Annotated in this window: 15 protein-coding genes and 1 tRNA gene; 8 read left to right on the top strand and 8 right to left on the bottom strand. The window is 60.5% G+C overall.

What is annotated here, in order from left to right:
- Window positions 1-24 precede the first annotated feature (24 nt).
- From FHR66_RS18235 to thiS, 4 genes are all read right to left on the bottom strand, one after another.
- Complete coding sequence (locus FHR66_RS18235; RefSeq protein ID WP_160967655.1) at window positions 25-1,893, bottom strand: SLC13 family permease; 1,869 nt, start codon at window positions 1,891-1,893, stop codon at window positions 25-27.
- A 122-nt stretch (window positions 1,894-2,015) separates the two neighbouring features.
- Complete coding sequence (gene trmB, locus FHR66_RS18230) at window positions 2,016-2,768, bottom strand: tRNA (guanosine(46)-N7)-methyltransferase TrmB (RefSeq protein WP_160967657.1); 753 nt, start codon at window positions 2,766-2,768, stop codon at window positions 2,016-2,018.
- 10 nt (window positions 2,769-2,778) lie between these two features.
- A complete protein-coding gene (locus FHR66_RS18225; protein ID WP_017910410.1) occupies window positions 2,779-3,573 on the bottom strand; it encodes a thiazole synthase in 795 nt (264 codons plus the stop codon).
- A gap of 64 nt (window positions 3,574-3,637) precedes the next feature.
- Window positions 3,638-3,838 (bottom strand): sulfur carrier protein ThiS, encoded by a 201-nt coding sequence (gene thiS, locus FHR66_RS18220; protein WP_167088014.1) that lies wholly within the window; start codon window positions 3,836-3,838, stop codon window positions 3,638-3,640.
- A gap of 172 nt (window positions 3,839-4,010) precedes the next feature.
- Here thiS and FHR66_RS18215 point away from each other — a divergent pair, with 172 nt between their 5' ends.
- The 5 genes from FHR66_RS18215 (at window position 4,011) to FHR66_RS18195 (ending at window position 8,737) form a co-directional block, all read left to right on the top strand.
- Window positions 4,011-5,831: an autotransporter outer membrane beta-barrel domain-containing protein gene (locus FHR66_RS18215; RefSeq protein WP_160967661.1), complete on the top strand. Its 1,821-nt coding sequence runs from the start codon at window positions 4,011-4,013 to the stop codon at window positions 5,829-5,831.
- Between the two features lie 254 nt (window positions 5,832-6,085).
- A tRNA-Gly gene (locus FHR66_RS18210) sits at window positions 6,086-6,159 on the top strand.
- A gap of 692 nt (window positions 6,160-6,851) precedes the next feature.
- On the top strand, window positions 6,852-7,142 hold the full coding sequence (locus FHR66_RS18205) for a hypothetical protein (protein ID WP_167088012.1): 291 nt from the start codon (window positions 6,852-6,854) through the stop codon (window positions 7,140-7,142).
- A 64-nt stretch (window positions 7,143-7,206) separates the two neighbouring features.
- Window positions 7,207-7,404, top strand: coding sequence for a hypothetical protein (locus tag FHR66_RS18200; protein ID WP_167088010.1), 198 nt, complete (start codon window positions 7,207-7,209; stop codon window positions 7,402-7,404).
- Between the two features lie 163 nt (window positions 7,405-7,567).
- Complete coding sequence (locus FHR66_RS18195) at window positions 7,568-8,737, top strand: hypothetical protein (protein ID WP_160967665.1); 1,170 nt, start codon at window positions 7,568-7,570, stop codon at window positions 8,735-8,737.
- Window positions 8,738-9,164: 427 nt separating this feature from the next.
- On the opposite strand, the gene FHR66_RS18185 is transcribed toward FHR66_RS18195, so the two are convergent.
- Both FHR66_RS18185 and FHR66_RS18180 read right to left on the bottom strand, forming a co-directional pair.
- Complete coding sequence (locus FHR66_RS18185) at window positions 9,165-9,896, bottom strand: hypothetical protein (RefSeq protein WP_160967667.1); 732 nt, start codon at window positions 9,894-9,896, stop codon at window positions 9,165-9,167.
- Window positions 9,897-9,919: 23 nt separating this feature from the next.
- Window positions 9,920-10,783, bottom strand: a complete 864-nt coding sequence (locus tag FHR66_RS18180) for a hypothetical protein (protein WP_160967669.1) — start codon at window positions 10,781-10,783, stop codon at window positions 9,920-9,922.
- A gap of 154 nt (window positions 10,784-10,937) precedes the next feature.
- Here FHR66_RS18180 and FHR66_RS18175 point away from each other — a divergent pair, with 154 nt between their 5' ends.
- Complete coding sequence (locus FHR66_RS18175) at window positions 10,938-11,300, top strand: hypothetical protein (protein WP_160967671.1); 363 nt, start codon at window positions 10,938-10,940, stop codon at window positions 11,298-11,300.
- Between the two features lie 19 nt (window positions 11,301-11,319).
- The gene (locus tag FHR66_RS18170) at window positions 11,320-12,711 is read left to right on the top strand and encodes a hypothetical protein (protein ID WP_160967673.1); all 1,392 of its coding nucleotides are present in this window, start codon (window positions 11,320-11,322) and stop codon (window positions 12,709-12,711) included.
- Between the two features lie 232 nt (window positions 12,712-12,943).
- On the opposite strand, the gene FHR66_RS18165 is transcribed toward FHR66_RS18170, so the two are convergent.
- Window positions 12,944-13,693 (bottom strand): abortive infection family protein, encoded by a 750-nt coding sequence (locus FHR66_RS18165; RefSeq protein WP_160967675.1) that lies wholly within the window; start codon window positions 13,691-13,693, stop codon window positions 12,944-12,946.
- 117 nt (window positions 13,694-13,810) lie between these two features.
- On the opposite strand from FHR66_RS18165, the gene FHR66_RS18160 reads away from it, so the two are divergent.
- Window positions 13,811-19,408, top strand: coding sequence for a DUF3320 domain-containing protein (locus FHR66_RS18160; RefSeq protein ID WP_160967677.1), 5,598 nt, complete (start codon window positions 13,811-13,813; stop codon window positions 19,406-19,408).
- Window positions 19,409-19,691: 283 nt separating this feature from the next.
- Here the strand turns inward: FHR66_RS18160 and FHR66_RS18155 are convergent, their stop codons facing one another.
- Window positions 19,692-20,312 carry a histidine phosphatase family protein gene (locus FHR66_RS18155; RefSeq protein WP_160967679.1) on the bottom strand — a complete coding sequence of 207 codons (621 nt, stop codon included), beginning with the start codon at window positions 20,310-20,312 and terminating at the stop codon, window positions 19,692-19,694.
- Window positions 20,313-20,802 lie beyond the last annotated feature (490 nt).

Genomic DNA, 20,802 nt, shown 5'->3' with positions numbered 1-20,802 from the left:
CAAGCGCGCTTGCGGTGCGGCGCGCTACAGCGCGTGCCACCAGCCCATCGACATCAGGTTGACCATCAGCACCACCACCAGGGTATAGACCAGCGACAGCGGGCCGCCGACGCGCCACAGTTCGCGCGGCTGGTAGTTGGCCGGGCCGGTGATCATCGAGATCACCGGATTGGACGCGGTCATCAGGTTGTTGGACGCCGACAGCGCCACGATCAGCGCGAACGCGGTGGGGTTGCCGCCGGCCGCCAGCGCCAGGTTGACCGCGATCGGCACCATCACGATGGTCGCGCCCACATGGCTGATCACCAGCGAGAACGCGGTGGTCAGCAGGCCCAGTGCGATCTCCAGCGCCCACACCGGAATGCCCTCGGGCAAGCGCGCGATGGTGTGGCCGGCGACCCAGGCCGCCGCGCCGCTGCTGTCCATCGCCCAGCCCAGCGGGATCAGCCCGGCCATCAGGAACACGGTCTTCCAGTTGATCGAGGCGTAAGCCTCGTCCATGCGCAGCACACCGGTCAGCAGCATGCCGGCCACGCCGGTCATCAGGGTCAGCGCCACCGGCAGCTTGGAGGTGAGCGCGATCAGGATGGTCAGGGCGAAGATCGTCATCGCGATCTTGAACTTGTGCGGACGGTGCTCGCCCTTGGGGTAGTCGGTGACCACCACGAAGTCGCGGCTTTCCGAGGCCTGCGCCAGGTCCTGCCAGATGCTGTGGAACACCAGCATGTCGCCGGCGCGCAGCGGCACCTTGCGCACGTCCTCGCGGATCACCTGCTTGTCGCGGTTGATCGCCAGCAGGCTGATCCCGGCCTGCTTGCGCAGGCGCAGTTCGGCCGCGCTCTTGCCGATGAAGCGCGAGGTCGGCGGGATCACCGCCTCGGAGATGCCGGCGCGGCTGGGGTTGAACAGGTCGCCGAGGTTGCGCAGGCGCGAGGACAGGCGCAGGAACTGGTTCTGCGCGAAATCGGCCACCTGCTGGCGCGCGCCCATCACCCCGAGCACGCTGCCGACCCAGATGCGCATGTCCGCCGGCGGCGCCAGGCGGGTGTCGTTGCCGGTCTTCAGGGCCAGCAACAGCGGTGCGTTGTGCACGGTCTCGGCCTCGCCCAGGGTCATGCCGACCAGCGGGCTGTCGGCGCTGACGATCAGTTCGAACACATCGCCCTCGATGCCGTAGGTGCGGGCGAAATAGCTCTCGGTGCGCGCCGGGGTGACGCCGTCGTTGATCAGCCGCTCTTCTTCGGCCAATGCCTTGTCGCCGCGCACGCGGAAGTAGATCAGCGAGGCCAGCAGCAGCGCCACGCCGATCGGCAGCGGCGCGAACATGCGCAGCGGCTCGATGGTGGCCATGCCCGAGGGCAGGTTGTTGTTGGCCGACTGCAGCAGGTCGTTGAGCAGGATCAGCGGCGAGTTGCCGACCATGGTCAGCGCACCGCCCATCACGATGGCCGCGGCGATCGGCAGCAGCAGCCGCTGCAGGGTCAGGCCGGTGCGTCCGACCAGGCGCGAGGCCACCGGCAGGTACAGCGCCATCACCGAGGGGTTCTGCATGAACGAGGAATTGAGCCCGGCGATGGCGGTGGTCAGCAGCATCAGCCGTTCCTCGACCCCGCGCGCGCGGCGCAGCAGCCACGACGCCAGCCGGTTCAGCGCGCCGGTGCGCTCCAGCCCGGCGCCGAGGATGGTGGTGGCGATGATGCTCATCACCGCATTACCGGAGAAGCCGCTGAACAACTCCTCCGGCGCGATCAAGCCGGTCACCCCAAGCACCACCAGCACCACCAGCGCCACCACGTCGGCACGGATCCGCTCGAACACGAACATCGCCATGGTGAAGCCGACCAGCCCGAGCACGAGCTTCATATCGGTGGTCAGCGTCAGCGCGGTGTCCATTGGGGGCCGGGATTGGGGATTGGGGATTCGGGATTAGCTGACGGCGCGAATCGGGACCGGCCGCGCTAATGGCGTGCCGCGGAGGCATTGTGTCCGGAAGGTGGCGGATTCGCTCCTCATCCCTAATCCCGACTCCCCAATCCCGGCTTGTCGTACAGCAAATCCCACACCCCATGGCCCAGATTCTGGCCGCGGGTCTCGAAGTGGGTCTGCGGGCGCCAGTCCGGACGCGGTACGTGGCCGCGCGGGCCGGCGCGGTTGACCAGGCCGGGGGTGGCGTCGAGCACGTCCCACATCTGCTCGGCGTAGTCGGCCCAGTCGGTGGCGCAGTGCAGGCGGCCGCCGTCGCGCAGCTTGCGCACCAGCAGCGCGGCGAACGCCGGCTGCAGCAGGCGCCGCTTGTTGTGGCGCTTCTTGTGCCAGGGATCGGGGAAGTAGATGCGCACTTCGTCCAGGCTGCCGTCGGCGATCTCGTGCTGCAGCACCTCCACCGCATCGTGGTGGTACAGGCGCACGTGGTCGGCACCGTCCTCGGCCAGCGCGTTGAGCAGGCGGCCCACGCCGGGCGCGTGCACTTCGATGCCGATGTAGTCGCGGCTCGGATCGTGCTGCGCGGCATGGCGCAGGGCCGCCCCATTGCCGAAGCCGATCTCCAGCACCTTGGGCGCGTTGCGGCCGAAGGTGGCGTCCAGATCGCGCGGCTGACCGCTGTAGTCCAGGCCGAAGCGCGGCCACAGCGCATCGAACGCGCGCTGCTGGGCCGGGGTGAAGCGGCCCTGGCGCAGCACGAAGCTGCGCACCTGGCGGTGCCCTTCCTCGACGGTGAAGGGTTTCGGCGGGGTCTTGGCGCCGGCGCTGGAGAACGGATCGGTCATGCCTGCGGCCTCACCCGATCAGTCCGTCGACCGGCGAGGAGGCGCTGGCGTAGCGCTTGCGCGGGATGCGCCCGGCCAGGAACGCCTCGCGGCCGGCTTCCACCGCCTTGCGCATGGCGCTGGCCATCAGCACCGGATTGCGCGCGCCGGCGATGGCGGTGTTCATCAGCACGCCATCGCAGCCCAGTTCCATCGCGATCGCCGCGTCCGAGGCGGTGCCGACGCCGGCATCGACGATGATCGGCACCTTGGCGTTGTCGATGATCTCCAGCAGGTTGTAGCGGTTCTGGATGCCCAGCCCGGAGCCGATCGGCGCGGCCAGCGGCATCACCGCCACGCAGCCGATCTCTTCCAGGCGCTTGGCCAGGATCGGGTCGTCGCTGGTATAGACCATCACCTCGAAGCCGTCGGCGACCAGGATTTCGGCGGCCTTGAGGGTCTGCACCACGTCCGGGAACAGGGTGCGCTGGTCGCCCAGCACTTCCAGCTTGGTCAGGTTGTGGCCGTCGAGCAGTTCGCGCGCCAGCCGGCAGGTGCGCACCGCATCCTCGGCGGTGTAGCAGCCGGCGGTGTTGGGCAGGATGGTGTACTGCTCAGGCGGCAGCACGTCGAGTAGGTTGGGCTCGCCCGGGTTCTGGCCGATGTTGCTGCGGCGGATCGCCACGGTGACGATCTGCGCGGCGGCGGCCTCGGTGGCCAGGCGGGTCTGTTCGAGATCGGCGAACTTGCCGGTGCCGGTGAGCAGACGCGAACGGTAGGGTTTGCCGGCGATCACCAGCGCATCGTGGGGGGCGGGAGCGTTCATCGGCGGATTATCGCCCATCGCACCGGCCCTGCCGAGTCCGCACCGGGACGCGCGGCGGCGCGATTCAGCCGCCGCCCAGCGCGTGCACGATCTCGACCCGGTCGCCGGCGTGCAGTTCGTGCGCGGCGTGCGCGCCGCGCGGCACGATCTCGCCGTTGACCTCGACCGCCACCCGCCGCTGCCCCAGCCCTTCGGCCTGCAGCAGCGCGGCCACGGTGGTGGCCTGCGCCAGCGTGCATTGTCTGCCGTTCAATTCGATGTTCATGCCATCATTGTGCAATGCGCGCCCTGGGCGCGCGAGTCGCGATCTTGCGGCAGTGCAACGTGAGCGTGTCCGGCAGAGGTGAAATCATGTCGGCCATGCGGCAACGTATGGCGCGGCCGCTCCCCCGTTTCGTTGCATTTCTCGTGTTCCATTTCTGCCCGGGAGGGCTTCCATGACTTCGTCCATCCGTCCGCTCCGTTCGCTGCTCGCCGCCGCGATCGTGCTCGCCGCCGCGCCTGCGTTCGCGCAGTCCACCTACAGTCGCACCGTGTTCTTCGGCGACAGCCTGACCGACGCCGGCTACTACCGGCCGCTGCTGCCGGCCTCGGTACGTGCGGTGACCGGCCAGTTCACCACCAACCCGGACTTCGTCTGGGCGCAGTACGTGGCCGAGTACTACGGCACCAACGCCGCCGCCAACGGCAACGGCCAGATCGGCGACGACTATGCCGCCGGCAACGCCCGCGTCGGCGTGGCCAACCCGAGCGCCCTCGGCGTGGCGCCGTCGCTGGCCACCCAGGCCAGCAACTACCTGGCCGCCAACGGCGGCAAGGCCGACCCGAATGCGCTGTACTCGGTCTGGGGCGGCGCCAACGACCTGTTCGCCATCGCCGGCGGCGCGCCGGTGCAGACCACCATCGGCAATGCGGTGGCCGCCGAAGTGGGCATCGTCGCCAGCCTGCAGAACGCCGGCGCGCGCTATGTCATGGTCAACAATCTGCCCGACGTCGGCATCACCCCGCGCTTCCGCGCCGGCGGCGCCGTGGCGATGGCGCAGGGCACCGCGCTGGCCACCGCCTACAACAACGCGCTGTTCTCCGGCCTCAAGAGCGCCGGGCTGCGGGTGATCCCGGTCGATACCTTCCACCTGCTGCAGGAAGTGGTGGCCAACCCGGGCACCTACGGCTTCACCAACGTCACCGGCACCGCCTGCCAGCCGCAGGTCACCGCGCAGTCGCTCACCTGCAACCCGACCAGCTACGTCAGCGCCGATGCCGCCGACACTTATGTGTTTGCCGACGGCGTGCACCCGACCGGCCGCACCCACGAACTGCTGGCGCAGTATGCGCTGTCGATCTTGGAAGGCCCGCGCACCCAGCAGATCCTGACGCACTCGGCGCAGATGGTCGGCCGCTCGCGCGCCGATCAGGTCGCCTGGCACGTCGATGGCCGCCCGGAATCGGACGGCGTGCGCTGGTGGGGCAACCTGCGCGGCGACATGCAGCGCTACCAGCACGGCGACCTGTACGACGGCATGGCCCCGGCCGGCCTGTTCGGCGTGGACTGGTCGCGCGGCGAGTGGGTGTTCGGCGGCTTCGGCGGCTTCGGTCGCACCGATGCCGACTTCGGCAACCGCGGCGGCGACTACACCCAGGACGACAGCACCCTCGGCGGCTTCGCCGGCTGGTACGGCGAGCATGCCTGGGTGAATGCCCAGGTCAGCTACACCTGGCTGAGCTACGACGTCACCCGCAAGGTCAACCTCGGCCCGGCCACCATCGAGCACAAGGGCTCGCCGGACGGCAGCAACCTGACCGCGGCGCTGCAGGGCGGCTACGAGTTCGGCGAAGGCAGCTTCAAGCACGGCCCGGTGGCCGCGGCGATCTGGCAGAAGGTCAAGCTCGACGGCTACACCGAGAGCAACCCGAACTCCAGCGCGCTGGGCTACAGCGACCGCGACGTCGAGTCGATGGTCGGCCGCATCGGCTGGAAGGCCAGCATCGACGCCGGCACGGTGAAGCCGTACCTGCAGGCCACCTACGACCACGAGTTCAAGAAGAACCAGGAAGCCACCGCGTGGCTGCAGACCATGTCCGACCTGGGCGAGTACGCGGTGCCGGGCATCGACTTCGACCGCAACTACGCGTCGGTGGTGCTGGGCGCGCGGACCAAGCTGTGGGGCTTCGAGAGCAACGTCGGCATCGCCACCACCACGGGCCAGTCGCGCGCGCACGACACCTCGCTGTTCGTGAACTTCGGCGGCAGCTTCTAAGCACCGCCCGGGTTTGCCCGCCTTGCCCGGCTGCGTGCCGGGCAGGGTAGGGCGAGGGATGTACAAAGGCAGCAGTGCCTGTTGTGGGAGGGGCTTCAGCCCCGACGCCTCGGAGTTCGAGCCGTCGGGACTGAAGCCCTTCTGCATTTCCACGGCACCTGCCGGGCCGTGTCGCTTTCGTCCGCGCACTGCAGCCCGCATCGCGCCGATTTCTTGCGCAACCCCCGGCCCAGCGCATAGACTGCACCGGCAACGCGGGCGTAGCTCAATGGTAGAGCTGTAGCTTCCCAAGCTACTGACGTGGGTTCGATTCCCATCGCCCGCTCCAGTCTCGCGAATGCTAGCGCTAAGTTGTTGACCGCGCTGACTATTCCGTCCGGCTGAAGACCGCCTCGAACGACCTCCCAAGGTATCGTTTGAGGTATCGTTTTTCCCAAAGCCCCTCTTGCTGCATCGGTCATCAGGCCTCTACGTGCGCTTCTTGGTTCCTGCTGATTTGCAGGGGTAAGTCGGCTCGCGTTTTCTTGTTCGTCCTCTCTATCTTTGCCCCGGCGACGCTGCGCGTCTGGTGTCTGCCTACATGGGAGTGGCACTATCGAACGCGTTCCAAGCATTGAGGCAGGGAAAGTCAGTGGATCTGGACGAAGTGCTGCGCCGAATTCGAGAGCAAGGACTGCGCGAACTCACATTGACCGATGTGACGCTGCCTAATGGCACGCATCGTTAAGGCCCAGATCGATACGCCTGAGGACGCAGCGTTAGTTGCTGCGTTGAATCTAGCCCCAATCGACGAGATTTTCGTCGATCGGGGGGTTTCATGCATTCAAGGCGAGATGTCTCTTGCGATGGCTGTTTTTGGGCCTGATAGCTACCATAAATTTATTGAAAATCAGTCTTCCCCGGAAACTGGGAGAATGAGCTCGGCGTTCGACTTGGGGAAGGGAAAGCCACTTCTCGGGATGAGGTGGGCAAAACCATTTCCCTTATTTTGGATGATCCTACTCTCGACTTCTTGCGAAAGTGGAATTGCTCGTCCGGTTCTTTCCTGAACAATTCAGTCAGATCCTCTTCGCGCATCTGCCGGCCTATCAAGAAAGCGTCGACCAAGAGGTTGAGAATCTCTGTGTCGTCACGCGTGGAGCCCCTATCGATTTGAAAGGAAGGGAATCGGTTGTTGCGCGAAAGCAGATATTCAATGAGGTGGCGAGGGACGCCTTTGCTAAAATTGGGCTATCTGTTGCCGGCGAAAAGGATGGTTTACTTCTTCTCTGGCGTCGGAAGCGATGGTGCCAAAATCTCGGCGCAAATTGAGCCTTCATCCCTCACCAGGGTATATTCGACCCACACGTGGCCGACTATTCGATATTGGCCTTTGATGCCGTTTAGCTTCGTCGTCAAGAAGAGATCTAAAGGCGAGAAGAATGCGGCATTCATGATGCCACCTGAGGTCCAGTCACTAGCAGCGCTGCGTCTAGGAAGATATGAAGACAGTCACTCGCTAGAAGTTGCTGTGCGCGCCTTGGCGTTGTGGATCGAACTGGGATTTTTTGGTGACCCGCCCAAGAAGGATTGAAGTTTCCCAAGTGTCCTGGCTGATCTACTCGATAGGCAGTAGACGAAAAGCCCCGAGTTGATTGTGCTTTTATGGACGCCTAGATGATCTTGTCGTGCTGGTTCCGTTGGTCATCCGGTCGATCTAAGATGCATCTGGTTGGCACATCAAAGGCGCGCCTTCTGTGTATAAGCAGGTCAAGTTCACTCGGGAAGAACTCTACGAGATGGTTTGGGCACGCCCTGTGCTCGTCCTTGCCAAGGAAATCGGCGTATCCGATGTCGCTTTCTCGAAGGCATGTCGAAAAGCGGAGATTCCACTTCCGAACAGAGGGCACTGGGCAATCGTCCGGACTGGGCGGACCGTCAAGCAGCCCCCTCTTCCGGATGCCAAGGAAGGGCAGCCAAGTGTCGTGCTCTTTACCGTGTCCGAGAACGCTCCTTCCAAGCCACCTCGACCCGAGGTGCCGCTTGGGCCACCTGTTGCGGTTCCCCAAGAACTCATCAAGCCCCACCGCTTGATCGCTGAGGTCAAAGCGGCAGCAAAGGCTGCCCGAGAGGACAAGGGCGTCTTGCAGTTGAGCTATAACAAGGTGCTTCGGCTCAGAACCTCGACGGCTCAGCTACCCAGAGCCTTGATCCTATTGGACGTCCTGATCAAGCAGTTCGAGGCCAAGGGCTGCAAAGTCCGCCTCAACGAGGAGCGGGCTTCAACAGAATTGGTGTTGAAAGAAGGAACTGTATCTTTCCGGTTGAGCGAAAGGACCAAGCAAACGCTACCGCCACCACCACCGCCTCGCCCACCCGGACGAAGAGGAGAGTCTTACTACGAGCCGTGGAGGCCAGCTTACATCTTGGTGGGAACGGGCGAATTTGCCTTGGAGTTTGACCAATGGCTTGGCAACAGTCGCCACATTTGGAAGGATCGGGCAGGAAACCCCTTGGAGGCTCAGCTCCATGAGGTGATCGCAGAAGTCCCTGTGTGGGAAGACGCATTGCGCACGCGTCGCTTGGAGAACGAGAAGCGAACTGCCGATGCGAGAGAACAAGAAGCTAGGCGCATAGAAGCGGAGCGGGCAAGGGCTGTCTTGCGCACACAACGAGCCCGCCTGGTGCAGAACATGCTTGCTTGGGAGCGCGCTCAGCGAATTCGCCACTTCATCTTGGCAGTTCAACAAAGCGCAGATCCGACACCGGAAGCGCAGGTGTGGTTAGCCTGGGCCAACGAACAAGTGAAATGCCTCGATCCGATCACCTCATCTCTTTCGCACGTAATCAACTTGGACGTAAAGCTCGATCCCTACTTCAGTGGCTACTCGCATTGGAACAAGCCTGAGAAGGATTGGTGGGATTGATCTTTGAGCGGACTGCCGGCGCAGCAAGCGCGAGCAGGCGGGAGGTAGAGCACCGATCGTTGCGGCACCCAGGTCCGGTGGGTGCCGCATCAAGGGCAACATCTCGCGTCAGGGCAATAAGATCTACCACGTGCCTGGCCCCCGTGAAGCCTTGCGGGCAGGGTGGCGGCCGGCACTGCGCTGACATGCGTTCTCTATGCCCAAGTGGACGGTAGGGAGGCGGCCCAGCAGCCAGCGGAGCAGAACCTGGTACAGGCGGAGGTCATCAAGCAAGTCGAAGTGCGTCAGCACCAGGTGGAGATGACCCAGAAGTAAGCGCAAGAGCAGGCAGCGCCGACTCGGGGGATGGGAAGCAAGAAAGGATAGAGGTCCTGTCTGCTTCCACGCAGAGGGTGCTCGGTTCCTTAGGCGCTCCTGGCCCCGGCTTTCATGGAGTTACCCGTCGAATCTCCCAATCGCCGCGCGACATTGTTCGAACTTGATGAAGGTCAATGTCATAAATGGCGATCAGTTCAGAGCTACTGGCGATGATGTGGCCTCGGATCTTACGCTCGCCCTTTTCCCAGAGTTCCGTATCGCCGCGCGACACCGGGCCGAGTAAGCGACGCCGCTCAGCGCTTGCTTCATTTTTTCCAGCATGTTCGCCAACAAATCCTGGTAAGACTGATACGAACAAGCCGACGAAAAAAAGTGTCGCTGCAAGATAAATGCCAGAGGCGGCGATACCCGCTGATGACAGGACAAGCATGATTGAAGGGTGACGCCGGCCAAATTCTTTGATGCGAACTCCTTTGTAGGGTCGGGCAGGGAAGCGGTAGACCCAAACTGCCAACCACAAGAAGAAAAAAGCGAGCAACACTGCAAGCCAAGGCACGGAGTGGATGACTCCAATGCCTTCCAACACAATGGCATAGTAGCCTCGGATGACTTTCCAGTCGGTGGATTGAGGAAAGAGATCTGCCTGGACACCCCACGCATTGAGATAGCTGGTGTAGGCAACATGCCCACACCCGTGAAGCACGATCCCAGCCAGCGTTGTCATCGCAGCGATACTGCCGATCAACGTGGTGATGGACCAAGATCGCTTCGAGGACGCCTTGTTCGCGTCCTCTGGTGAAGGGCTGGAACGCTTCGATCGGACAATTTCGATATGGCGCATGGCTGTCGTGTTTGATGAGCTACTCAGCTACTTTGATCGTTCCTCAAGAACCCGATGTGATGCACGGAGTTGATGTCAGCCATGAAACGCCCTGAGCCTGACTCTCGGGCGTAATCGAAAAGGAGAAGATAGTGGCCAACCATCTCGTCAATGCTCGATAGGCCATAGCGAGCGAGGATCGAAGGGATGTGATCACGCAGAAGCGCGATACGGAAACTCTCACGTGTGGTGCCAAAGTTGCAGTAATAAGTGTCATGCGCTGTCCACAATTTCCACGGACGGACGATGCCCCAGAACCCCAACCATCGGCCCGTGTGATGCGCCATGATCGCTGATTCAAAACGCACGAATGCATCATGGACAGCCACCTCAGGCCGGTCGTTGCCTGGCATGCGAATCGTCATCGAACTTGTCTTAAAGCTCGGCCACTCGACCAGCTGTTCAAGCAGCTTTTGAGGCCCACGCGAGACGGTATTTGAACGCCTTGTGCCATCGCCGCTGCTCCGCGAGCGACTTTCTTCCCCAGGCCCTTCCTGATCCTCTGAGGTGATGTCATCGCTCTCTGCCGTCAAAGACGGGATCAACACGATAAGCTTGGTGTTGCGCTGCTCCCAATGAGCCACCGTTCGATCGCTGTCGTCGTCTTCCCAGGGGTCGCCATAGCTTCGAGTGATGTCACACTCATCTGCGTGGGGAAGAGCGTAGAAGTGTGCGACTTTGCTGCGCCGGCCAGGACTCGGCCTGGATGCGGATCTGAAATGAGCCGTGGCCTCGCAATAGGGGCAGCGCAAATGGAGCTTCAAGGCGCGCCGGGAGGACGGATCTAGATCCGCGACTTCCTGTGCTGTGTATTCTTGATTGCTTCGAAGATCCCTTGCTTTGTCCATCAGGCTCCCCTTGTCCTAACTTGCATGCTTTCAAGTGCCGTGCAGCTAGTCAAGCCGATCCGCAGTGGCGAATATTGCGATACGATCAAGGGGATGGCATCGGGGGCGAAGCGCTCTCTAGATCATATGTAGAACCCAAACAGCAGAGGTCGTGATGAGTAAGCTGAAGGTGCACTCCGTGGCGAATAAGGGTGACTTGGCGAGCGAATGCGTATGGATCCAGGTATTGGAGGATATTCAAAGCCTCAGTCATTATCTTCTCTGTGATACCACCTACACTGATGAAAATCATGTATCTAATGAACTTCGGCACCTATACTGGTTCAATAATCTTGCTGTCAAGAAGGGTGACTGGATTCAGCTCATGACCAAAGATGGGAGAAATGCCTCTATGGTCAATAAGTATCAAACAACAACTCATGTTTTCTTCTGGAAGCTGAGTGTGGCGGTATGGAATAAGGCTGGTGATGCGGCGTTAATTTTCGATGTTGTCGATTGGAAAACCACACGGGTCTGATGGATAGCAAAGAGTGGAGATGACCAGTGCATCAGGGCCTGATGGTTTGCTTCGGCAGCTTATTGATGAGCTGGATTACACGCATCGGCCTGAGGTGCTTTCAAGTCACGAATTTTGGAAAAATTTCGGTCTTTCTAACTTTTCCACCGCGAAGTCGGGTGAGCAGCGACACTTCACGCAGCAGGCGGCCTTGCTGATGCATCGCCTAACGGCTCAGCTGCATGTGGAGCCTGGTCCCCTTGGACACCAGATTGATGAGAATAGTCTGGGGCTGATGCTTCGCCAAGCAGTCACCGAACTCCACGCAACGCAGGCCTTTGTCACCGATAAACCACTTCTCTTGCTGCGCGAAGAGCTTCTACGGCAGCTCAATGATCGCACTCAATCTAAGCGCCACTACCTTCCTGCCTGGACACTGGGTGTTGAGTCACTTGGAGAGTGGTCCATCGGACCGGTCTCTTTTATGACTTGGGATCGATGGCTTGAAGGCGTTGAATTCGCAGACTGGGCTAAGGAGCACTTCCCCGGCAACGCGGTGGATAACGCGCAGTGGAAGAGTCTTGTTCGCGCGGTGCTTGACGGAAAAGCCGATGAGCCTAAGGAGGGATTGGCCCGAATGGTCCTTCCCGTTATTCGCTCCTCACCCGCCGTGCTAGCAGTCACGATTAGTGGCTTGGACACAGAATTTTCGCGCCAGCGCGCAGAGATCGCCTGCAAAACGGCGCTGGATGCGTCTTCTTTGCTGATCGGGCAACAAGGTGCGTTCTACCAACAAGCGCTTCAATCCGAACGGCTACCACCAACAGAAATTCAAGACATCATTGAAACCGATGGCTTCCTTTGGTCGCCCCGTCGCATAGCCAGCCAGCGCTTGACTAAGCTCCCTCCTGAGGAAATTAAATCTCACTTTGAGCGGGTAAAAGGGGAGTTGGATGCAATCTCTATGGTTCTGGACTGTCTAGTTGACCCCAGCAAACATCCTCATCCACAGTTGGCCAGTCGTTGGGCGACAGCCTTGGACTGGTATGCAGAAGCGCAGCGGGAGCTAAGCGACGCTATTGCGGTTGCCAAGCTTGGAACATCGCTAGATGTGCTAGCTTGTGGCGGAAAGTTCGGTGGCATCTTAGGTGTCGTTATACATATGACCAGGCGTCAAGAACACGCCTTGGTGACGAAGGGGGCTGTTCAACTTACCCTCAGAGCTTTGGTTAAGCGTATTTATGACGAGTGTCGATCGAAAATCCTGCACGGCAATCACCACGATCGCATGATGGAGTTCCAGCGCGACCGCCACCTTGCCACGCAACTAGCCGCGGAGGTGCTTAGGGAAGCGTTGATCAGACTTCATTACTATCAGGGCAGTGATGCTGACCCCAAAGCATTTAGGGATATGCCTCCCTTGGAAAATTAGTAACTGTGGCCCTAGCAATCAGCTGTGAAAAATCTGAGTTGTAATAGTAGAGCGTGATAAAGGGGTCTGGTTCTTTAGCCCCGAGGAGGCCATGCGGGCGGGGAGGGTGGCAGCTGGCAAAGCGCTGACGACTTGTGCGTCCAGTTAATAGGAGACGACTAGGCTGATTTGGAGGCGATCCTGACTCATTGAATACAGTGCAAAGCGGATTGCAAGGGCTTTGCTGTCAGGCCTAACGGAATTTCGCGTCCAGGTATTGGAATATGGTTCGAGCAGCATTGATCGTTAGCGTCGCCTCGTCCTTGTCTAGAAGCTCTTCGTTGGCGTGCGCCAAGCTCCCGTGATTGCGCGCAGGATTGAGACAATCCATGACATTGCTCAACGAGGACAGCATTTTACTCATGGCCTCGGATTGGCTCCCCATATCACGCAACCCCGGATGGCCCGATCGGAGTTGCTTGAACAAGTGGGTAATCGTCGCGTTTGGTGGGGCTTCGATCCCATGAGCCTGGCAAACCGCTTTCAAGTAAGCATGAATTGCGGTATGGATCCGATCTACTGCATGAGTTGGTCCTGCGCCTTGGATGAGTCGATCGGTATCGGCTAACGCGCGCTTCAAGACTTCGCTGGTGATCGCTGGGTTACTCGCTTGGACCGAAAGCGCGTCAGCACAGCGCTTGGTAAGTTCCATGAGTTGCCGGTATGCCTGTTGCGTCCGGAAGTGTTCGCTTCCAAGTGGATATTTCCGGGCGATACCGCGCAAGATGGCGCCTTGTTGATGTGCTTCAACGCCCGCCAGTATGGCAGTGAAGCGCTCACGGGTTGTGCTGCCGGTAAAAGCATCGGGATCCAAGTCGAGGTCACAAAAGCCGGGGTAAAACTCGCGGTGAGTCTTATAGGAAAAGTCGCCTAAGTAACCGCCCTCCACGCCGATGTATTGGTAGACAATCCAATGAATTTCACTGCTTCTCAACTCGCCCACAGCGACTCCTGGCTGGCTGGAACACGCGTCACTTTCGGCGCATTATAGACAGACGCTTTGGGACAGCGGAGGGCCGCCTTGCACGCCCGGCCATGTCCCGTCACAGGGGACGAGTCGATGGATCAGACGGCAGTAGCACAGGCAGATGAGCAGTCTTCACTTCGGGGAACCGGCGGCCTTAAAGACAAGATTGAAAAGGCCCGCTTGGAGCTTTTGGACCTGTCTACGCGCAATCGTCTGCTCCATACACCCAGAGGCGGGCGTGCAAAGACCATTGAGGTTGTCCATGAGCTTGCCAAGGCGATGTATCAGACCTTGGTCATCGATGGTAAGCGCTTCACTTTCGTGCCAGGAAAGCAAGACCCCAAGCAAGGCGGCGCGTTGCCTGACTTAGATGACGAAGATGCGGAAGTTTTCTTGGATGAGGCCCCGGAAGACCGGGAGTTGATGGCTCAGCCTGACTTCGAGTTGGATGAAAATGGGCGAGTCAAAGCGCATTGGGATGCGCATCTCACAACGCGTCTCACGCCAACGGGCCTCCAGAAGCGCCTGTTGGATCTTTACGTAGACGCACGCACGCTCCAAGAAGAGCAGGGCGTCAATGTTCTTTACTTGGCCGTTGGCTACTTGCGTTGGCGTGCTACTTCCACTCCTCAAACGGATCGCTTCGCGCCGTTGGTGCTCATCCCCGTTCAGTTAGAGCGCAGCACTGCGGGCGAGAAGTTCCACCTCAAATGGACCGGTGACGACATACAAGCCAATCTGTCGTTGCAGTTGTTCTTGCAGCGCGAGTTTGGGCTTCGCTTACCCAACATCGATGAGTTCGAAACGCTCGATATCGATGCCTACTTGGCGTCGGTTGAAGTGATGCTGGAAGGCAAGGACGCCTGGGGTGTGCTTCGCGATGACGCCATCCTAGGGCTGTTCTCGTTCGCCAAGTTCATGATGTATCGAGACCTAGACCCTCACGGTTGGGAGGCGCTTGGTGGGATGGAGGCCATCCCGACACTTCGCGGCGTCGTTCAGGACGGCTTCCCTGGCGCCAGCCTCACGGATGAGGCGAGCAATCTAGACAGCATCATTCCGCCTGAGAAGATGCGTCATGTGGTGGACTGCGATTCGTCGCAAGCCTTGGTGGTGCACGATGTGCTCCAAGGCAACAACATCCTGGTGCAAGGGCCGCCTGGAACGGGCAAATCTCAAACCATCGCGAACATCATCTCAGGTGCTGTGGCTGAGGGTAAGCGGGTGTTGTTCGTGGCCGAGAAGATGGCCGCGCTCGAAGTCGTGAAACGGCGCTTGGATCATGTCGGTGTGGGGGTGGCCTGTTTGGAACTTCACAGCAACAAAGCCAACAAGCGCTCATTACTGGAAGAACTTCGCCACACGCTGAACTTGGGCGAGCCCAAGCGAAGCAGTGCTGCGCCTATCATCGAGCAGCTTACCGAACGGCGTGACACGCTCAATGCCCATGTGGCGCGGCTCCACGAAGCTCACCAGCCGTCTGGACTGACGCCTTACCAAGTCTTCGGACACATGGTGCGCCTGCGTCGCTTGGGCTACACGACCCAAAGCCTGCCTCTCGAAGTGCCGACCTCTTGGGCGTCTCATCAAAAGGATGAGCGGGAATCACTCCTGCGTGAGCTGATCGAGCGAATTGAAGAAATTGGCGTTCCAGATGAGCACGCTTGGAGCGGCGTTCAGAACGACGGTCTCTTGCCGAGTGAACGCGACCGGTTGCTCATTTTGGTCGCAGTATTGTCCCAGCGGCTGGGGGACTGGGAAGCGTCAAGCACTTCGCTCCATCACACACTGGACCTTGCCCCTCCCGCGCGCTTTGATGATGCGGGCTTTGCGGTCCAGCGCGTGAAAGCGCTCCTCGAAGCGCCGAAGCTTGGCTCCAACGCGCTCCAAAGCGAGGTTTGGGACGAGCCTGGTCGTGCTTCGACAGTCATCGACGCGCTGGAAAGCGTTCAGAAGGCCAGGGCGGCGGTCGAAGCCAAGATCAAAGTGGACGCGTTGGTGCAGGACTGGGACGCCACTAAGGCGACCTTGGGCGTCTTGCCAAGCATCTTCGTTTTGGGGAAAGAGCTTGCAACGCTCGTTGGGGCGCACAGCGTGCTGGTTCGGCTTCTGCCAGACCTCACTCGCTTGACGCAGCTTCTAGCTGAGAGGTCAACGCTAACGCTGGATCTTGCCCTCCGCCTCGTTGCGATCGCTGAGCGGGCCACGAGCATTCCGGAACTCGATCGCGATGCGCTGGTGGCTCACATTTGGGACCGAGGGGTTGATGCGGTCGAAGAGATCGTCGTGGCCGTTGAAAGCGTCCAGCAGGCCAAAGCAAGCCTCTCAACGGTCTTCCGGGACAGCGCCTGGAACAAAGACCCTGCGGAACTTGAAGCGGCGCGCGGTCAGTTGGCCATGCGCGGCACGAGCCTGTTTCGCTTCCTGAGTGGAGATTGGCGTCGCGCCAATCAGACAATCCGCACACTGCTTTCTAACCCCAAGCTTTCAGCTTTGGAGATGCTTGGCTCTTTGGATGTGCTGCTCGATGCCAAAGCGGCACAGCGCAAAATCGCCGAGCACGACTCCCAAGGCCAAGAGGCATTTGGCTCGAATTGGCAGCGTGAGCGCTCCAACCCCTCGTTCCTGAGAGGCGTTGTGGCTTGGATGCGCACGCTCCGTCCCTTAGGGAGTGGGGTGCGCGAGCGCCTGGTTGATATCGGTGATCGGGTGCTGGCAACCGAGATTGCCAAGCGCGTGAAGCCAGTTCTGGAAGAACTCGGTCGCAATCTCTTGCCCGTGCACGAAGCATTGCTTGCAGCTGAGCGCAATCCTTGGGGCGAGGAGACCGTCTTAAAGCGTGTTGCGCTTTCTGATCTCACGGATAAATCGGCGCTTTGGCTGGCCGCATCTGAACAGGCAGCCTTCTTGCTCGGGGCAGAAGAGCTGACGGTAGAGCAGGCACTTGCTGTGGTAGGGGAGATCCAGCAGGCACAAGCGGCCACTGCTGCGTTTGAGGGTTTGGCCGATGATGGGGCGTCTGCGTTTGGCCCGTTTTGGCTAGCGCTCGACAGTAAGCCAAGCGAGCTTCGCCTAATCGTGTCTTGGATTGAGCAAAATCCCGAGCTTCGGCCTTTGGCCGCACGGATCAGTGAGCCTCAACCGCTGTTGGACCAAGCCGAACGTGCCTCGTCGGCTGCCGGCATCCTGGCAGGCGAAGTGATGGATCTTCTGGTTGGCTTGCAGTTTGAGGGCAACGCCGAGATCACGCGTGACCCAAGCCAAACGCCTTTGGCGACGCTCAAATCACAGCTGGCGAGCTGGCAAGCCGACCCGGAAGGGCTTAGGACTTGGGTGGCGTATCTGGCCATTGCCAATGAGGCCAAGCGCAAAGGCCTTGGCACGGTGGTCGATGCGCTTACCGAAGGGGACTTGGCAGTTGCCGATGCTCTGGGCGTGTTTGAACTGTCTTACTACGAAGCGGTGCTTCAAGCACTGGTGCAACGCGATCGGGCGCTGGCAAGCTTTGACGGGCAGCGTCAATCGCAAGTGGTGGCAAGCTTTGCAAGCCTCGATCAAGAGCGCATGCAGCTTGCCCGCTACGAGGTCGTCAAGGCGCACCACAGCAAGATCCCGAGGCAAGGTGGAGCAACGGGACCGACCGCTGTTTTGATTGGCGAGATGGCGAGGAAGAAGGGGCATCTGCCGATCCGGCAACTGATGCAACGGTGCGCCCCGGCCATCCAGGCGCTTAAACCCGTCTTCATGATGAGTCCGCTGTCGGTGGCGCAGTTCTTGCCGGCGGGTGCGTTGGACTTTGACATGCTGGTCATTGACGAGGCGAGCCAGGTGCAGCCGATCGATGCGCTCGGTGCGATCGCGCGCGCCAAGCAGTTGGTCATTGTCGGTGACGAGCGGCAGCTTCCGCCCACGCGCTTCTTCTCCAAGGCGCTTGGCGATGGGGGTGATCGGGAGGACGACGAGGGTGGGGCACAGGCGTCGGATGTGGAGAGCATCTTGGGCCTTTGCCGCGCAAGAGGCTTGCCTGAGCGCATGCTGCGTTGGCACTACCGGAGCCGCCATCAGTCGCTCATTGCCGTTTCCAATCAGCAGTTTTACGAAGGCAAGCTCTTCATCGTCCCCAGTCCCTATACCAGCGAAGCCGGTGTGGGCTTGCGACTGCACCATTTGCCAGAAGCCATCTACGACCGGGGCAACACACGCACCAATCCCAAGGAGGCCAAGGCCGTAGCACTCGCGGTGCTTTCCCATGCGCAGAACACGCCTCAACTAACGCTGGGCGTAGCGACCTTCTCGACAGCGCAGCGCCGTGCCATTCTTGATGAATTAGAGCTCCTGCGCCGCCAGCACCCTGAAACGGAAGGGTTCTTCGCCGATCATCCAGCAGAGCCTTTCTTCGTCAAGAGTTTGGAAAACATCCAGGGCGACGAGCGCGATGTCATCTTCATCTCGGTCGGCTACGGGCGCGATGCTCAGCGCCACATGACGATGAATTTCGGTCCCGTGAGCAGTGAAGGTGGCGAGCGTCGCTTGAACGTGCTGATCAGCCGGGCCAAGTCGCGCTGCGAAATATTCACCTCGATCACTGACGAAGACGTCGATACCGATCGCGCCAAGGGCAAGGGCACTTTCGCCTTAAAGCTCTTCTTGAATTACGCTAGGACTGGTCGGCTCACCCTTACCACTGAGGCACGTGACGCCAAGCAAAGTGTGTTTGAGCAAGAGGTCGCCCAAGCGCTTCGCGAGCGAGGCTATGATCTCCACACAGATGTGGGCTTGGCAGGCTTCTTCGTCGATATCGCGATTGCCAATCCGGACGAACCTGGACGCTACATCTTAGGGATTGAGTGCGACGGGCAGTCGTATCGAGATGCAAAAAGTGCCCGTGATCGGGACCGTTTGCGCGAGAGCGTGTTGCGTGACAAAGGCTGGCAGGTTTGCCGCATTTGGAGTTCAGACTGGTTCCATCGGCCTGAGGCGGAGCTTGAAAAGCTTGTTGCCGCTATTGAACACGCGAAGTCAGAGTCAGGCGCCTTCGAGTCCAAGGCTAAGGCTTCGCATCGTGCGGTGCCAGTCGAGATCCTCACCGTTGATCGCGGTGAAGTGGCCGAGATGGGGCTCATTGAAGCTCAAATTCCTCCGGACACGGAGCCCTACATTGAGGCGTCCTTCGCTGTGCCGAGCAAGCAGTTCGAGTTGCACCTGGCACCACTAGGTCTGCTAGCGACGATCGTTAACAAGATTGTCGAAGTAGAGAGCCCGATCCATCGAAGCGAAGTCATGAGCCGTGCCCGAACGCTTTGGGGGTTGCAGCGTGCAGGCTCGCGCATCCAGCAGGCGGTTGAAGAAGCGATTGGATCATTGGTATCTCTGGGTGGTGTGCAGATCGTGGACAAAGACTTCTTGGTCATTCCGGGGAAAGAGGTCCGCGTGCGGGACCGCTCGATGGTCGAGTCGTTGACGCTACGCCGCCCAGAATTTCTGCCGCCCTCCGAAATCGATGTCGCTTTGATTAGGATCGTGAAGGACAATCTTGGCGCCAAGGCTGAGGAACTGGTGACAATGGCCTCGCGGCAGCTTGGCTACAAGAGCACGAGCCAGCAACTTCGTCGGGTCATTCTGGATCGCTGCGAAACTCTAATAAAGGACGAACGGTTGACCTTGAGAGGAGACCTCTTAACAAACACCTGATCTTGCTGGGCAGCAGAGATAAAAGGTTCAGACAAGGCAGTATCGTCTGGCGCGACCTATCAAGGAATCGCTCCGCAATATCCTGGGCGCTCCGCAATTGCGCGTCGGGGTTGTCTTGGCGCCACTGCGCTTACGCACGTAGACCGCGGTCGTCGTGACCGACTTGTGTCCCCCATTGCGACTGAGCTTGGCGGATGTCGCCGACTGTACCGGCCTTTGCGCATTGCCTGCAGTTCTGCCCCTGCTTCTTTCAACAGCGTCGCGCGCGCTGCACTCGACAACGCTAAACACGAAGCCCGAGCGTGTGATGGGTCTCGTTGAGGCGATGTAGGGTGAAGTCGTCTGCTTCGATCGCGATTTCATTCACGCAGCACGGCTCCTGCTTGATGCGCCAGTAGCGGGCCAGCGGCAGCCCGAGGCATTGCAGGAGGATGACCCGATTGATGCTGTCGTGGCCAACCAGGACGACGGTCTGGCCGCTGTGATCATGCAGGATCGTGTGCAGCACCTTCATTGCGCGAACCAGCACGTCCGCCAGCGTTTCGCCTCCTGGAATCACGGCGAGATCCGGCATTGCAAACCAGGCCCGTGCGAGATCGGGCCAGCGCGCAGCCACCTCTTCGTGCGTCAGCCCCTGCCATTGGCCGTAGTCGATGTCGGACAGGTCGTCCAGGATCTTGGCCGGCACACCGGTTGCCTGCGCGATCGCATCGCCGGTTCGGATGCACCGCGACAGTGGGCTGGTGTAGATCGCGTCCGGTGTCCAGCTTTGTGCTACACGCGTTGCCAAGGCCGCGGCCTGCAGTTCGCCGAGCTTCGATAGCGACAGTTCCGCACGCCCGCGGAACCGCTCGGGCGCAATCCAGTCGACGTGCCCATGGCGGGCGAGGATCAGGGTGGTCATGACGCCTTTCTCTCATTGTCTTGTCTAACCAACGCTGAGCGGTGAGATGGCGTGGTTTCGCCGATGCATGTGGCCCGGTTGCATGCATGTCACGACACTCCGCGGCGCGGTTGCCGCAGATCTCCGGCAACTCCCACGTCATCGACCAAATTGGGGTTGGCCGATGCCTGAGCGCTTGCTCGTTGCCGATCTTTCCATCGCAGTCCAATACCGCCGTGCCGCTTCCTCACCCATGCATCGTCGGCCCTGGCGGCCGGCACGGCACTGCCAGTCTTGCCGTGCGTCATCCGCAGTGCGATGGCGGTGCCGCCGGCACTCGGATCCCCACGCCCTGCAGGACGTGCAGCACGTGGCGATCCCGATGCGGCAGAGCCGTTCCTTTTCCAGGAAATTCGACGCTCCTTCATCAATGGCAACGCCGTCCGTTGGTCGAACGGCGTCGTTCGCGTCCGGATCCGTTTCAGGGCATGCGCGGCGTCCGGCGCGCGCA

The organism is Xanthomonas sp. F4 (assembly GCF_011761895.1).
Note: the sequence above shows the minus strand (reverse complement) of the source record. Positions and strands in the feature narration are given on the sequence as shown.

Bases quoted from the DNA above. Each gene is read 5' to 3' on its own strand.
- FHR66_RS18235 (WP_160967655.1), bottom strand. From the start codon at position 1,893: ATGGACACCGCGCTGACGCTGACCACCGATATGAAGCTCGTGCTCGGG.
- trmB (WP_160967657.1), bottom strand. From the start codon at position 2,768: ATGACCGATCCGTTCTCCAGCGCCGGCGCCAAGACCCCGCCGAAACCC.
- FHR66_RS18225 (WP_017910410.1), bottom strand. From the start codon at position 3,573: ATGAACGCTCCCGCCCCCCACGATGCGCTGGTGATCGCCGGCAAACCC.
- thiS (WP_167088014.1), bottom strand. From the start codon at position 3,838: ATGAACATCGAATTGAACGGCAGACAATGCACGCTGGCGCAGGCCACC.
- FHR66_RS18215 (WP_160967661.1), top strand. From the start codon at position 4,011: ATGACTTCGTCCATCCGTCCGCTCCGTTCGCTGCTCGCCGCCGCGATC.
- FHR66_RS18200 (WP_167088010.1), top strand. From the start codon at position 7,207: ATGCCGTTTAGCTTCGTCGTCAAGAAGAGATCTAAAGGCGAGAAGAAT.
- FHR66_RS18185 (WP_160967667.1), bottom strand. From the start codon at position 9,896: ATGCGCCATATCGAAATTGTCCGATCGAAGCGTTCCAGCCCTTCACCA.
- FHR66_RS18180 (WP_160967669.1), bottom strand. From the start codon at position 10,783: ATGGACAAAGCAAGGGATCTTCGAAGCAATCAAGAATACACAGCACAG.
- FHR66_RS18175 (WP_160967671.1), top strand. From the start codon at position 10,938: ATGAGTAAGCTGAAGGTGCACTCCGTGGCGAATAAGGGTGACTTGGCG.
- FHR66_RS18170 (WP_160967673.1), top strand. From the start codon at position 11,320: ATGACCAGTGCATCAGGGCCTGATGGTTTGCTTCGGCAGCTTATTGAT.
- FHR66_RS18160 (WP_160967677.1), top strand. From the start codon at position 13,811: ATGGATCAGACGGCAGTAGCACAGGCAGATGAGCAGTCTTCACTTCGG.
- FHR66_RS18155 (WP_160967679.1), bottom strand. From the start codon at position 20,312: ATGACCACCCTGATCCTCGCCCGCCATGGGCACGTCGACTGGATTGCG.